This window comes from Mesobacterium pallidum, assembly GCF_019966535.1.
GTDB lineage: Bacteria > Pseudomonadota > Alphaproteobacteria > Rhodobacterales > Rhodobacteraceae > Mesobacterium > Mesobacterium pallidum.
Genome location: NZ_JAIMID010000003.1, coordinates 285,839 through 300,510, shown reverse-complemented (window position 1 = coordinate 300,510; position 14,672 = coordinate 285,839). Strand labels below are relative to the sequence as shown.

Annotated in this window: 13 protein-coding genes; 11 read left to right on the top strand and 2 right to left on the bottom strand. The window is 66.8% G+C overall.

Translation table 11 applies throughout. From position 1 onward, the window contains the following. The gene (locus MF270_RS06745; RefSeq protein WP_238365110.1) at positions 1 to 1,032 is read right to left on the bottom strand and encodes a substrate-binding domain-containing protein; all 1,032 of its coding nucleotides are present in this window, start codon (positions 1,030 to 1,032) and stop codon (positions 1 to 3) included. Between the two features lie 154 nt (positions 1,033 to 1,186). Here MF270_RS06745 and MF270_RS06740 point away from each other — a divergent pair, with 154 nt between their 5' ends. Then, entirely contained in the window at positions 1,187 to 1,879 is a 693-nt protein-coding gene (locus tag MF270_RS06740) for a D-lyxose/D-mannose family sugar isomerase (RefSeq protein ID WP_238365109.1), read from the top strand. On the opposite strand, the gene MF270_RS06735 is transcribed toward MF270_RS06740, so the two are convergent. Then, the gene (locus MF270_RS06735) at positions 1,876 to 2,328 is read right to left on the bottom strand and encodes a MarR family winged helix-turn-helix transcriptional regulator (protein ID WP_238365108.1); all 453 of its coding nucleotides are present in this window, start codon (positions 2,326 to 2,328) and stop codon (positions 1,876 to 1,878) included. The genes MF270_RS06740 and MF270_RS06735 overlap by 4 nt on opposite strands. A gap of 157 nt (positions 2,329 to 2,485) precedes the next feature. Here MF270_RS06735 and MF270_RS06730 point away from each other — a divergent pair, with 157 nt between their 5' ends. The 10 genes from MF270_RS06730 (at position 2,486) to boxC (ending at position 14,665) form a co-directional block, all read left to right on the top strand. After that, a complete protein-coding gene (locus tag MF270_RS06730; protein ID WP_238365107.1) occupies positions 2,486 to 3,184 on the top strand; it encodes a fumarylacetoacetate hydrolase family protein in 699 nt (232 codons plus the stop codon). Positions 3,185 to 3,407: 223 nt separating this feature from the next. Then, entirely contained in the window at positions 3,408 to 4,451 is a 1,044-nt protein-coding gene (locus MF270_RS06725; protein WP_238365106.1) for a TRAP transporter substrate-binding protein, read from the top strand. A gap of 152 nt (positions 4,452 to 4,603) precedes the next feature. Further along, positions 4,604 to 5,371, top strand: a complete 768-nt coding sequence (locus MF270_RS06720; protein WP_238365105.1) for a crotonase/enoyl-CoA hydratase family protein — start codon at positions 4,604 to 4,606, stop codon at positions 5,369 to 5,371. A gap of 28 nt (positions 5,372 to 5,399) precedes the next feature. Further along, complete coding sequence (locus tag MF270_RS06715) at positions 5,400 to 7,202, top strand: feruloyl-CoA synthase (protein WP_238365104.1); 1,803 nt, start codon at positions 5,400 to 5,402, stop codon at positions 7,200 to 7,202. A gap of 10 nt (positions 7,203 to 7,212) precedes the next feature. Next, positions 7,213 to 8,088, top strand: a complete 876-nt coding sequence (locus MF270_RS06710) for an amidohydrolase family protein (RefSeq protein WP_238365103.1) — start codon at positions 7,213 to 7,215, stop codon at positions 8,086 to 8,088. A gap of 109 nt (positions 8,089 to 8,197) precedes the next feature. Further along, positions 8,198 to 9,787 (top strand): acyl-CoA dehydrogenase family protein, encoded by a 1,590-nt coding sequence (locus MF270_RS06705; protein WP_238365102.1) that lies wholly within the window; start codon positions 8,198 to 8,200, stop codon positions 9,785 to 9,787. 202 nt (positions 9,788 to 9,989) lie between these two features. Then, entirely contained in the window at positions 9,990 to 11,522 is a 1,533-nt protein-coding gene (locus MF270_RS06700; protein WP_238365101.1) for a benzoate-CoA ligase family protein, read from the top strand. Next, a complete protein-coding gene (locus tag MF270_RS06695; protein ID WP_238365100.1) occupies positions 11,522 to 12,346 on the top strand; it encodes an alpha/beta fold hydrolase in 825 nt (274 codons plus the stop codon). Before MF270_RS06700 ends, MF270_RS06695 begins: the two co-directional genes overlap by 1 nt. 3 nt (positions 12,347 to 12,349) lie before the next feature. Then, positions 12,350 to 12,811 (top strand): DUF309 domain-containing protein, encoded by a 462-nt coding sequence (locus MF270_RS06690; RefSeq protein WP_238365099.1) that lies wholly within the window; start codon positions 12,350 to 12,352, stop codon positions 12,809 to 12,811. A gap of 198 nt (positions 12,812 to 13,009) precedes the next feature. Continuing rightward, positions 13,010 to 14,665 (top strand): 2,3-epoxybenzoyl-CoA dihydrolase, encoded by a 1,656-nt coding sequence (gene boxC / locus MF270_RS06685; protein WP_238365098.1) that lies wholly within the window; start codon positions 13,010 to 13,012, stop codon positions 14,663 to 14,665. Positions 14,666 to 14,672 lie beyond the last annotated feature (7 nt).

Here is a 14,672-nt window from a genome sequence, read left to right as displayed (position 1 = left end):
TCAGCTGCTCTCGTCCGGCACGTCGAGCCCCTGGATCGGCGGCAACTCGGGATGCTCGATGGCCTGGATCAGCGCCTTGGCGAGCGTGGCGCCCGCGCGGGGCACGTCCTCGGTCACCAGCAGGGTATTGCGCCGGAAAAGCCGCATCAGCGTGCCGGTGCCCGGGTCCTTGGTCAGCAGGTCCACGCCCGAGCCGATCTCGAGCCCGATCGCCTCGAGCCCGGCAATCGCCGAGATGGCGGCCGCGTTGGTGGCGGCGATGATCCCGTCGGGCTGGAAGCTGGCGCAGGCGTCTCTGACCGCCGGTTCGATCATGTCGATGGGATCGTCGGTGGTCGCGCCCGGCATGACCTCGACCCGGATCCCGAGGCGTCTGGCCTCGTCCTTCGCACCGCGGATCATGTCGGCGGAATAGGCCTGCGCGACGGGCGGCACGAGCATCAGCAGCCGCCGCCGCCCGCGCATCTGCAACCGTCGCACGGCGATCCGGCCAAACGTCTCGTTGTCGAAATCGAAATAGGGGTGGCGGTCGCACCATTCCGTCCGGCCATGGGTGACGAAGGGGATCCTGCGGTCCATCAAGAACTTGATCCGGGTGTCCCTGGGCTGGATCTGGTTCAGGATCAGCCCGTCGGCGATCCCCGCCTCGACCACCTGCCGGACCATGCGCAGCGAGTCGGCAGGGCGTGCGACCGGCGTGATGATCACGTGGTAGCCGCCGGCCTGCGCCTCTTCGGTGATCGCCGAGACAAGGCGCGAGGTCTGGGCCATCAGGTCCTGTTCCTCGGGCAGCACCAGCGCCAGCGCATGGGTCTTGCCCGTCCGCAGCCGCAGCCCGGCGCGGTTGGTCACGTAGCCCACGCTGCGCGCCACCTCGCGCACCCGCGCCTTGGTCGTCGCCCCGATGTCGGGCGCATCGTTCAGCGCACGCGAGATGGTCGGCACCGCCAGCCCGGTCAGCCGCGCGATTGTCTTGAGGGTTGGTCGCTCACCGGGCCTGAGACGGGCGGCGTCATCCTCGCTGCTACTCATCTTTCCTCTACTTCCTCGGGGCAACTACCGGGGTTGTTGACTGGTCCGTCAACAACCGGCGCGACCCTAAATCGTTTTAGGTGCGCCGATCATCCTTGACAAGGGGGCAGCTAGGGCGGCTCGCTGGGTGTGGCAATACCAAGGAGGGTGCGACATGAAACGAAGTATCGTGAACGAGATCATCGCCGAAAGCGGGGCCTTCATTCGCAGCCATGGCTTCGTGCTGCCCCCCTTTTCCGAATGGTCGCCCGAGACGCTGAAGGCGCGGGTCAGCGATGACAGCGCGATGATCCGCGACCATGCGCTGGGCTGGGACATCACCGATTACGGGCAGGGGAGGTTCGACGACCTCGGCCTGTTCCTGTTCACCGTGCGCAACGGGACCAACGACAACCTCGCGACGGGGCGGGGGATGCTGTACGCCGAAAAGATCATGATCTCGGGCGAGAACCAGCTGTCGCCGATGCACCGCCACGTGCTCAAGACCGAGGACATCATCAACCGCGGCGGCGGGATCCTGGTGCTCGAACTGTTCAGGATGGGCGCGGATGGCCAGCCCGACCCCGAGGCGCGAGTGCCCGTGCGCACCGATGGCACGATGCGCGACCTGCCGCCGGGCGCGCTGCTGGAACTGGCCCCGGGCGAAAGCGTGACGCTGACCACCGACATCTGGCATGCCTTCTGGGGCCGGGGCGGGCGCGTGCTGATCGGCGAGGTGTCGAACGTCAACGACGACCGAACCGACAACATCTTTCGCGACCCCATCGGGCGGTTCTCGCAGATCGAGGAAGACACCGACCCGACCCGCCTGCTGGTGTCGGATTACGATACCTGGCTGGGCGCCTAGTCGCGGGTGGCGGCCGCGATCACCTTGGCGCCAAGGGTCAGGAACTGCGCCCGCTCCTTGTCCGTGAGGCCGGCCAGGATATCGTCCTGCAGCCCGTCCACCAGCGGCCGAACCTCGTCGAACAACGCCTGCCCCTGCTCGCTCAGCCGCACCTCGCGGGCGCGGCGGTCGCGGGGAGAAACGCAGCGTTCGACCAGCCCCTTCTGTTCCAGCCGGTCGACCACGCCGCCGATGGTGGCGCGGTCATAGGCGATGCGCGCCGCCAACCCGGCCTGGTCGATGCCGGGATGTTCGGCCAGCGTGCGCAGCGCGGCGTATTGCACCGAGGTCATCTCGTGGCCCGCCGCCTTTATCCGCTCCTGGAACACCGCCGTCGACAGCTGGTGCAGCCGCCGCAGCACGTGGCCGGGCATGGTCAGCAGCGGATCGAGGCGGGCGGTGTCGGTCATCGGCGCGGGGTCCTCGGGCGGTGATCGTAAGTACGCACATTATGCCGCGCGCCTGCGGGCCGCAAGGTGGGGCAGGGCGGCTTTCGCGGGGCGGCGTTTGCCGGTATCACGGGACCCGAAGCGGCGCTTTGGCCGCGATGAGCCAAGGAGGCCGCCCATGACCGACACGCTCTTTCCCCCGCCCGTGGTGCAGACGATCCCGGTAAACGGCGAAGCCGCGGCCTACCCGGTGGCGCGGATCTTCTGCGTCGGGCGCAACTACGCCGCCCACGCGGCCGAGATGGGGGCCGAGGTCGACCGCGAGGCGCCGTTCTACTTTACCAAGAATCCGGCCGCCGTCCTGCCCACCGGCAGCACGCTGCCCTACCCGCCGGGCACCTCCGACCTGCATCACGAGATGGAGCTGGTGCTGGTGATCGGCCATCCGGTCTTTCGCGCCTCGAAAGCCGAGGCGGCCAAGGCGATCTACGCCTATGGCTGCGGGCTCGACATGACCCGGCGCGACCTGCAGAACACCGCCAAGGACAAGCGGCGGCCCTGGGACCTGGGCAAGGATTTCGAAGGCGCGGCGGTCTTTGCCCCGCTGACCAGGGCCGCTGATTTCGGCCCGGTCGCCGACCAGCGCATCCACCTGTCGGTGAACGGCGCGACCCGCCAGGACGCGACCCTGGACGAACTGATCCACAAGTGCGACGAGGTCATCGCGGACCTGTCGACATACTACCACCTCGCCCCCGGCGACGTGATCATGACCGGCACGCCCGCCGGTGTCGGCGCCGTGGTGGCGGGTGACCAGATTACCGGCGGTATCGACGGGCTGGACCCGATCGCCCTGGCCATCGGTCCGGCGGACTAGCCGTCGCCGTCCCGCCGGGCCCTGCAGTATGTCGCGGTGAAATCGCGCGATATAGTGCAGTGCGCCCAATCACATGATCGGCGCAGGCATTAACTGACGGGTCATCCACATCTTTGACGGGAAACCCGGCGCCATGCGAAAAATTGACTTGGCAAGATAGTGCAAAACATGGACAGTCCTGCACCATAGATCACACGACGTCGATCCACAGGGAGGATTCACGATGACGACAAGACGCAAGGTCCTGGGCGCGCTGGGCGGCGTTGCCCTTGCCGCGATGGCCGCAACCGGGGCGCTGGCCCAGGAAGTCACGCTTAAGCTGCACCAGTTCCTGCCGCCGCAGGCCAACGTGCCCAAGCTGGTCCTGGATGTCTGGGCCGACAATGTCGAAAAGGATTCGGGTGGCCGTATCAAGGTCGACCGCTATGCCTCGATGTCGCTGGGCGGCACCCCGCCGCAGCTGATGGACCAGGCCCGCGACGGTGTTGTGGACATCGTCTGGACCGTGGTCGGCTACACGCCCGGCCGCTTCCCGGGCACCGAGGTGTTCGAGCTGCCCTTCATGATGACCAATGCCCGCGCCGTGTCGCGCGCCTATTGGGAGATGTATGAAAAGCACTGGAAGGAAACCGATTTCAAGGATGTCCATATCCTGGGCACCTGGGTCCACGGCCCCGGCATGATCCACACCAAGGACCCGGTCACTGCGCCCGGTGACCTGGCGGGCATGAAGATCCGCGGTGGTTCGAACTCGGTCAACCTGCTGCTGACCGAACTGGGCGCGACGCCCGTCGGCATGCCGGTTCCGGCCGTGTCCGAGGGCTTGTCGAAAGGCGTCATCGACGGCACCACGATCCCGTGGGAAGTCACCTCGTCGCTGAAGGTGCCCGAGCTGGTCAGCAACCACACCGAGTTCGCGGGCGAGGCGCTGTACGTGCTGACCTTCGTGCTGGCGATGAACAAGCCGCGTTACGATTCGCTGCCCGATGACCTCAAGAAGGTGATCGACGACAATTCCGGGATGGAATTCTCGGTCTTTGCCGGTGGCACCCAGGCGGATGCGGATGGCCCGGCGCGCCAGATCGCCGTCGACCTCGGCAACAACATCATCACTGTCGAGGGTGACAACATGCAGGCCTGGCGCGACGCCGCCCAGCCGGTCTATGAGCAGTGGATCGCCGAGATGGACAAGCGCGGCATCGACGGACAGGCGCTGATCGACGAGGCCCGCGGCCTGATCGCGGAATACACCCCGATGTACGAATAATCACCGGATCACCCGGTGAAACGGCGGCCGCGGCACTCTCGTGTCGCGGCCGTTCTCGTTTCAAAGATCGTTTGCAAAGCGCAGGCGATTCTGGCAGATCGTTCTTGAACCTAACAATCGGTACTCAGAACGAATACGCGCGGGAGGATGTGATGGCGGAAGAAGTGGTGAAGGTCTCTGTCGACGGGCCCGTGGCAACCGTGACGATGAACCGTCCCGACAAGCGCAACGCGATGTCCGACACGTTGCTGAACGGCCTCTCCGAGGTGTTCTTCACCCCGCCCGAGGGCGTGCGCGTGATCGTCCTGACCGGTACGGCGGGCCATTACTGCTCGGGCCTCGACCTTTCCGAGCACACCCAGCGCGATGCCGAAGGCACGTTCTACCACAGCCGCAACTGGCACAAGGTGATGGAGCAGATCCAGTTCGGCGGTCTGCCGGTCGTCTCGGCCATGTTCGGCGCGGTGATGGGCGGCGGGCTGGAACTCGCCACCTCCACCCACGTGCGAATCGCCGAACCCTCGACCATGTTCCAGCTGCCCGAGGGGCGGCGCGGGATCTTTGTCGGCGGCGGCGCGAGCGTGCGTGTCGGCCGCATCATCGGCCCGGACCGCATGACCGAGATGATGCTGACCGGCCGCCGCTACAACGCCGAGGATGGCCGCATGATGGGCCTCGCCCACGAGCTGGTCGGAGAGGGCGAATCGATCGCCCGCGCGCAGGAACTGGCCGAGCGCATCGCCGGCAACGCGCCGCTCACCAACCACATCATCATCCAGTCGCTGGCCCGCATCGGCGACATGAGCCGCAATGACGGGCTTTTCACGGAAAGCCTCTGCGCCTCGCTGACGCAGACCAGCGCCGATGCGCTCGAGGGGCTGCAGGCCTTCCTCGAGAAACGGCAACCGAACTTCCGCTGAAAAGGCGGCCATGACGGGAGGCATGGACATGGACAGCAAGTACAGACCGCATTCCACCAAGCTCGAAACGCGCGCCGACGGCACCATGGTGTTCCGGTCCGCCTACGTGCGGAGCCCGGTCGTCGCCAAGACCTCGGACTGGTTGCACCACTGGGCGCGCATGACGCCGAACGCCACCTTCATCGCCGACAGGTCCGGGGATGGCTGGCGCGAAGAGTCGTTCCTCAGCGCCCTGCAGATCGTGCAGGCGCTGGGCGAGGCGATGCTGGCCCGGGGCATGGGGCAGAACACGCCGATCCTGATCATTTCGGGCAACTCGGTCGACCACGGGCTGCTGACGCTGGCCGCGCAATATGTCGGCGTGCCGACCGTGCCCGTGGCCGAGCAATACGCGCTGATCCCCGGCGCCCACCGCCACCTGCGCCACGTGATCTCGGTCACCGATCCCGGCATGATCTTTGCCGAGGATGGTGACCGCGTCGCCGAGGCCTTGGCCCTGAACGAGATGCACGGCCGCGAGATCGTCATCTCGCGCGGGCAGATCGAAGGCGCCACGATGCTGGCGGACATGCTCAAGGGCGCGAACGGCGTGGACCTTGCCGCCGCCAATGCCGCCGTCGGCCCCGACACGGTCGCCAAGTACCTGATGACCTCGGGCAGCACCTCCGCTCCCAAGGCGGTCATCACCACCCAGCGCATGATGTGCACCAACCAGGCCCAGCTGCTCGACACGCTGCCCTTCCTCAAGGCGCGGCCGCCGGTGATCGTCGACTGGCTGCCCTGGAACCACGTCTTCGGCGGGTCACACAATTTCAACCTGATGCTGGCCAATGGCGGATCGCTTTACATCGACGACGGCAAGCCGACGCCGGACCTTTTCCCGCGCACGCTGGAAAACCTGCGGATGAAGACCGGCACCCTGGCCTTCAACGTCCCCGTTGGCTACGCCAAGCTGCTCGAGGCGATGCGCGCCGACAAGGCGCTGGCGGAAAGCTATTTTGCCGGGCTCGACATGCTCTTCTACGCCGGCGCGGCCCTGCCGCAGGATGTCTGGAAGGGGATCGAGGACCTGGCGAAAGAGGTCACGGGCCACGTCCCGCTGATGAACTCGTCCTGGGGCCTCACCGAAACCGCCCCTGCCGCGCTGATCCAGCACGAACCGACCCACATGTCCGGCATCGTCGGCGTACCCCTGACCGGCCTCGACGTCAAGCTCGTGCCGGTCGAGGACGCACGCGTCGAGGTCCGGGTGAAGGGCGACAGCATCATGCCCGGCTACCTGAACGAACCGGAGAAAACCGCCGAGGCCTTCGACGAAGACGGGTTCTTCCGCACCGGCGACGTCATGGCCTTCGTCGACCCGGCCGACCCCGACAAGGGCCTGCGCTTCGTCGGCCGCCTCACCGAGGAATTCAAGCTGACCTCGGGCACATGGGTCCGCGCTGCGACCCTGCGCCTTGATGTGCTGGGCGAGCTGGGCGGCATTGCCGCAGATCTCGTCATCACCGGCGCGAACCGGTCCGAGATCGGCGTGATGATCTTCCCGAACCCGGCGACTCTCAAGGCCCGTGGCATCACGGTCGAGCCGGGGCAGGAGGTCATCATCGACCCCGCCCTGGCCGAGGACATCCGCGCGGCGCTGGCCCCGCGCCTCAAGGCCGGCTCCTCGGCCCGCATCTCGCGCGCGCTGGTGCTGGCCGAACCGGCCTCGCTGCCCGAAGGCGAGATCACCGCCAAGGGCAACCTGAACAGCAACAAGATCCTGTCGCGCCGCGCGCATCTCGAACAGCGCCTCTACGACGACAGCGATCCGGCAACGATCCTGATCTGAGGAAATACCCATGGTCGATATCACCAAGATCCGCGCGATCGACATCCACACCCATGCCGAGGAACCCTGCGGCTGCCACAGCGACGACGGCTACGACGACCTGCAATCGTCGATGGCCAAGTATTTCGGCGCGCCCTGGAGCCATCCGCCGACCATCCCGGAAACGGCGGCCCACTTCCGCGCACAGAACATCGCCGCGGTGATCTTCCCGGTCGATGCGGAACGCGAAACCGGATACCGCCGCTATTCCAACGACGAGGTGGCCGAACTTGTGGCCGAAAACGCGGACGTGCTGATCCAGTTCGCCTCGATCGACCCGTGGAAGGGAAAGATGGCCGTGCGCGAGGCGCGCCGCCTGATCCGCGACTACAAGGTCAAGGGCTTCAAGTTTCACCCGACCATGCAGGGCTTTTTCGCCAATGACCGCATGGCCTACCCGCTCTACGAGGCGCTGGAAGAGGAAGGCTGCATCGCGCTCTTCCACACCGGCCAGACCGGCGTGGGCAGCGGCATGCCCGGCGGCAACGGCATGCGGCTCAAGTTCTCGAACCCGATGTACATGGACGACGTGGCGGTGGATTTTCCGGACCTCAAGATCGTGCTCGCCCATCCCTCCTTCCCCTGGCAGGAAGAGGCGCTGTCCGTCGCGCAGCACAAGCCAAACGTCTATATCGACCTCTCGGGCTGGTCGCCGAAATACTTCCCCGAGATCCTCGTGCGCTATGCCAACACGATGCTGAAGAAAAAGATGCTCTTCGGCTCCGACTGGCCGATGATCTCGCCGGAAAAATGGCTGGCCGCCTTCGACAAGGCCGCGTTCCGCGACGAGGTCCGCGAGGACATCCTCAAGAACAACGCCGCCCGCCTCCTCGGCCTGATGGAGTAAACGGCGCCTCGACACGCGCCGATCCCCCTTCATCTTGCCACTAAACTCCGGGGTCCGGGGCAGCGCCCCGGGGCTCTCCACCAAGGGCCAGACCCCAAGGATTGCAGACATGAAACCCTTCTCCGCCCCCCAGGACGATATCCTCTTCTGCATGGAGGCCGTCGCCGGCGCCCCCGACCTGCCCGATTACGACGGCGAGCTGGCGCGCGAGCTGCTCCAGCACTTCTCGGCCTTCGCCGAGGCCGAGATCGCGCCGATCGACGAGGAGGGCGACAAGATCGGCGCGCGGCTGGAAAACGGCCGCGTGCGCCTGCCCGAAGGATACCTGAAAGCCTATGCCGCCTATGCCGAACAGGGCTGGGCGGGCCTGACCATGCCCGAGGCATACGGCGGCCAGGGCATGGGCAACCTCTACCAGGTCATGCTGTCCGAGGTGTTCTCGGGCGCCTGCCACGGCATGCAGATGCTGGCCGGTCTCGCGCCGGGTGCGGCACGCACGCTGCTCGCCAATGGCACCGACAGCCAGAAGCAGCGCTTCGTCCCGCCGCTGGCCGATGGCCGCTGGCTGGCGACCATGGCGCTGACCGAACCGGGCGCGGGCTCGGACCTGGGCCGCATCCGCACCCGCGCGGTGAAGGAGGGCGATGTCTACAAGATCACCGGTGAAAAGATCTTCATCTCGGGCGGCGACCAGGACGCCTCACAAGGTATCCTGCACCTCGTCCTCGCGCGTACCAGCGATGGCGGAACCAAGGGGTTGTCGCTCTTCGCCTGCACCTCGGACCTGCCCGATGGCACCCGCAACCCGATCACCGTCACCCGGATCGAGGAAAAGATGGGCCTGCACGGCTCGCCCACCTGCCAGCTCGCCTTCGACGGCGCGACGGGCGAGCTGATCGGCGAAGAGGGCAAGGGCCTGGCCGCCATGTTTGTCATGATGAACTACGCCCGGCTCGACGTGAGCTCGCAGGGCACCGCCCATGCCGCGCGCGCGGTGGACGTTGCCCGCAGCTACGCGGCCGAGCGCCAGCAGGGCAGGGGGCCGGACGGTGCCGTGACCATCGACCAGCACGCCGACGTGGCGCGGATGCTGGACGAGGCGGACAGCATCGCACTGGGCATCCGCGCGCTCGTCCACCTCTCGGCCGTCGAGATCGAGCGCGGCACAAACCCGATGCTGGTCGAATTCCTGACCCCGCTGGCCAAGGTCTACGGCTCCGAAGGCGGGATGAAGGCGGCCGAGCTGGGCCAGCAGGTGCTGGGCGGCTACGGCTACCTGCATGAATACCGGCTGGAGCAGACCTACCGCGACGTGCGCATCACCGCGATCTACGAGGGCGCCAACGGCATCCACGCCATGACCCTCTGCCGCCACCTGCTGCACTGGAAGGGTGGCGCGCCGCACAATGCGTTCGAAGCCTTCTTGCGCGACGAGATCGCCGCCGGTGCCGACGTGACCGACCTGCTGGACGCCTGGAAGGGCGCGCAAGCCCGCGTGCGCGAGATGGCCGACCCGGGTCCGGTTGCCACGGATTTCCTGTGGCTGACCATCGACCTGGCCCTCGCCGTGCTCTGGGCGCGCATGGATCGCGCGGCCGACCGCGCGCCCGACCCGGCCCGTATCCGCCGACTGGCCGCCCGCGTGGCGCGCCGCAAGCCACTGGCGCTGGCCCGGGCGCAGGTGATGGACTTCGGCTGACCAGTTCCAACTTGGAACCAGGATGCGCATGGTGCAATAAAATGCACCATGCGTTTCTTTTTGTTGCCCAGACAGCCCACTTGTGCATTATATGTCACAAACGCGCGCCGCCCGGGGATTCGGGTGCGGATGGGGAGTCCGCGCGCGTCGCAAGGTTCACCGCCCCCGCGCAAGGGCAGGGCGGCCCCAGGGAGGACAGACCATGACCAACGAGAACGCGGCCCTCTATTTCGTCGACCGCCACGTGGGCGAAGGGCGCGCCGAAAAAGTCGCCTTCCGCGAGGCCGACGGCGGCAAGCGCAGCCTGACCTATGGCAAGCTGGCGCAGCAGTCGGCCTGCTTTGCCGGCGCGCTGGCCCGCCACGGTGTGCGCCGCGAGGAACGCATCGCCATGATCGTCCGCGACCAGCTGGAATTCCCGGTGGTCTTCTGGGGCGCGCTCAAGCTGGGTGCCATCCCCGTGCCGCTGAACACGCTGCTCAGCTCCTCGGTCTACGAGGACATCCTGACCGACAGCCGCGCCTCGATCCTCGTGGTGTCCGAACAGCTGTGGGAGGTCGCAAAGCCCGCCATCGAGACCAACCGCTACCTGCGCGCCGTCGTCGTGATCGGCGAGGCGCCCGAGGGCACCGAAAGCTACGCCGATTTCATCGCGGGTGCCGAGCCGCACGCGGTCGAGGAGGTCCACGGGGACGAGCTGGCCTTCTGGCTTTATTCCTCGGGCTCGACCGGTACGCCCAAGGGCGTGCGCCACGTGCATTCCAGCCTCAAGGCGACCTGCGACACCTTCGGCCAGGGCGTGCTCGGCATCCGCGAAGATGACACGGTCTTTTCCGTCGCCAAGATGTTCTTTGCCTATGGCCTCGGCAATGCCATGTCCTTCCCGCTGTCGGTCGGCGCGACTACGGTGATCTTCGGTGGCCGGCCCACGCCGCAGGCCGTCTTCGACATCATGGCGCATGAAAAGCCGACCCTCTTCTGCGGGGTGCCGACGCTTTACGCCGCGCTTGTGGCCGAGCAGGAGAAGAGGGGCGGCAAGCCCGACCACTCGGTGCGTCTGTGCACCAGCGCCGGCGAGGCGCTGCCGCGCGAGGTGGGCGAGCGGTGGGAACGGCTGTGGGGCGCAGAGATCGTGGATGGCGTGGGCTCGACCGAGATGCTGCACATCTTCCTGTCGAACCGCCCCGGCGATTGCGTCTACGGCACCTCGGGCCTGCCGGTGCCGGGCTACGAGGTGCGGCTGGTCGACGAGCATGACGAGGACGTGGGCGAGGGCGAGGTGGGCGAGCTGCTGGTGCGCGGCCCGTCTGCGGCGGACGGTTACTGGAACCGCCGGCTGAAAAGCATGGCGACCTTCCAGGGCCACTGGACCCGCACCGGCGACAAGTACGAACGCGACGCCAAGGGCCGGTTCGTCTACTGCGGCCGCACGGATGACATGTTCAAGGTCTCGGGCATCTGGGTCAGCCCCTTCGAGGTCGAACAGGCGCTGATCGAACACCCGTCGGTGCTCGAGGCGGCCGTGGTGGCGCAGGCCGATGACGAGGACCTGATCAAGCCCGCCGCCTATATCGTGCTGAAAGAGGGCGCCGAGGCCGCGCCGGACGATCTGAAGACCTTCGTCAAGGACAAGATCGGCATGTGGAAATACCCGCGCTGGGTGACGGTCGTGGACGAGCTGCCCAAGACCGCCACGGGCAAGATCCAGCGCTTCAAACTGCGGAAGGCAAGCTGATGGCGATTGACTGGAGCGCTGGCAAAGGCCGGCTGAGCGCGGGCGGCAAGTCGCTGGAATGGGCCGCTTTCGGCCCCGCGCCTGCGGGAGATGCGCCGGTGATCGTGCTGTTGCACGAGGGGCTCGGGTGCCTGGCGCTGTGGCGCGATTTCCCGCAGAAACTGACCGCCGCGACCGGGTTGCCGGTCTTTGCCTTCAGCCGCGCGGGTTACGGCCAGTCGGATCCGGCCGCGCTGCCGCGCCCGCTGGATTACATGACGCGCGAGGCGGTGGATGTGCTGCCGGACGTGCTGAACGCGGTGGATGCCAAGCATTACGTGCTGATGGGCCATTCCGACGGCGCCACCATCGCCGCGATCTATGCCGGCAGCGTCGAGGATTTCCGTGTCCGCGGCATTGTCCTGATGGCGCCGCATTTCTTTACCGAAGCCATGGGGCTTGCCTCGATCGCCGAGGCGAAGGAGGCCTTCGCCTCCACCGACATGCGCGAGAAGATGGGCAAGTACCACGCCGACCCCGAGGCGACCTTCCGCGGTTGGAACGATGCCTGGCTGGATCCGGGTTTCAAGGCCTGGAACGTCGCCGAGGTCATCGACTACCTGCGCATCCCGACGCTGGCGATTCAAGGCGTGCAGGACCAATACGGCACCAAGGCGCAGATCGACGAGGTCGAAACCCGGTCTTACGCGCCGGTCGACGTGGTCATGCTGGACGAGTGCCGCCACGCGCCGCAATTCGACCAGCCGCAGGCCGTGCTGGACGCGGTGGCCGAGTTCACCGCCCGCCTGCAACGGATCGAGGCCGAGCTGGTCGAGATCCGCTGAGCCATGCCGGGCAGGCCCCTGTCAGACCCCGAGGGCCTGCCCGGCCACGCCTATATCCCCGGCCAGACACCCCGCCACCCCGAGGGCGCCTTTGACGCCCTGCGCGCCACCGCGCGGCCGGGGATGCCGGCCGCCGACCTGATCGCCTCGCCCGCCTGGCGCGCCGGGCTGCGTTTCGACGCCGCCGGCTTCCACTGGGAGGCGCACGAGGTGATGGAGTCGGTCTGGCTGGCCCTTCCCCCCAATTCGACCGAACGCCGCGTGGTGCAGGCCGCGATCCAGCTGGCCAATGCCCGGCTCAAGCTGCGCATGGGGCGCCCCGAGGCCTGCCTGCGCCTCATCGCTCTTGTCGCGAAACTGGTTGTCGCAGACCGGGTCCCGGCGGGGCGGCTGATCGCCATGGGCCTGCCGCCGGGCTGGCCGGCGCAGGACCTTGCCGAGTTGCGGGACCGCGCGAATCGATGAGGGCGCGGCGGAGATTGAAATTGCAATATAATGCATAAATAGGGATGGATCGGGCACAAAACTGCGAAATAAATGGAAGCTAAGTCATTTATAAACCTTGGTGCAGTCAGGTTTGGTGAACTATCATGCACAATATCCTTTACGCAACGGCTTCGGGGGCGTATAAGACTGGCAACAGGATGCGAGGAGAGCCCCCCCATGACCAAGGTCATCGATTTCCAAACCGACCCGTCGAACTACCACCACTGGCGCGTGGAATACGACGGTGCCGTGGCCAACCTCTACATGGACGTGGACGAGAACGCGGGCCTCTTCGACGGCTACCAGCTCAAGCTCAACTCGTACGACCTTGGCGTCGATATCGAGCTGAACGACGTGATCCAGCGGATGCGCTTCGAGCATCCCGAGGTGAAGGTCGTCGTGATGCGCTCGGGCAAGGACAACGTCTTCTGCGCCGGCGCCAACATCCGGATGCTGGGCGGCGCGTCGCATGCGCACAAGGTGAACTTCTGCAAGTTCACCAACGAGACGCGGAACGCCTTCGAGGCGGCCGAGGCCGACTCGGGCCAGAAATACATCGCGGCCGTCAAGGGCGCCTGCGCCGGCGGCGGTTACGAGCTGGCCCTGGCCTGCAACTACATCATGCTGACCGACGACAGCACGTCCTCGGTCGCGCTGCCCGAAGTCCCGTTGCTGGCGGTGCTGCCGGGCACCGGCGGTCTGACCCGCGTCACCGACAAGCGCAAGGTGCGCCGCGACCGGGCGGACATCTTCTGCTCGATCGAGGAAGGCATCAAGGGCAAGCGCGCCGTGGAATGGCGCCTTGTGGACGAGGCCGTGCCGAACGCCAAGTTCGAAGAGACCGTCGCCGCCCGCGCCAAGGAATTTGCCGAGGCCTCGACCAAGGCGGTCGGGGCCGGCGTCCAGCTGACTCCGCTGCAGCGCTCGATCACCGAGGACGCGGTGACCTATTCGACCGTCGAGGTCGCGCTGGACCGCAAGGGCCGCAAGGCGACGATCACCATCAAGGGGCCGGAAGACGCCGCCCCCGCCGACATGGACGCCATGCAGGCGCTGGGCGCCGAGGCCTGGATGCTGCGCGCCTGCCGCGAGCTCGAGGATGCGATCCTGCACCTGCGTCTCAACGAGATGGAGCTGGGCCTGATGGTCTTCCAGACCCAGGGCGACCCGGAAACCCTGCTGGCGCACGAAGCGCTGCTGCTGGCCAACAAGGACCACTGGCTGGCGAACGAGATCCTCGCCTTCTGGAAGCGCACGCTCAAGCGGGTCGACATGACCTCGCGCAGCCTTGTCGCGCTGGTCGAGCATGGGTCCTGCTACGCCGGCGTGCTGGCCGAGCTGCTCTGGGCCGTGGACCGCAGCTACATGATGGAAGACGAGTTCGACGGCGACAACCGCCCCGTCGCCACCATCACGCTGAGCGAATCGAACTTTGGCCAGTACCCGATGGGCAACGACCTCACGCGGCTCGACACCCGTTTCCTGGGCACGCCAGAGGACGTGGTGGCGCTGAAGGACAAGATCGGCGAGCCGCTCGAGGCCGAAGAGGCCGACGCGCTGGGTCTTGTGACCTACATCCTCGACGACATCGACTGGGACGACGAAGTGCGCATCTTCATGGAAGAGCGCGCCAGCTTCAGCCCCGACGCGATGACGGGCATGGAGGCCAACCTGCGCTTTGCCGGCCCCGAGACGATGGAGACCCGGATCTTCGGCCGCCTCACCGCCTGGCAGAACTGGATCTTCAACCGCCCGAACGCGACCGGCCCCGATGGTGCGCTTCAGCGCTACGGCACCGGCGTGCGCGGCGATTACAACATGCAGCGCGTCTGACGACGGG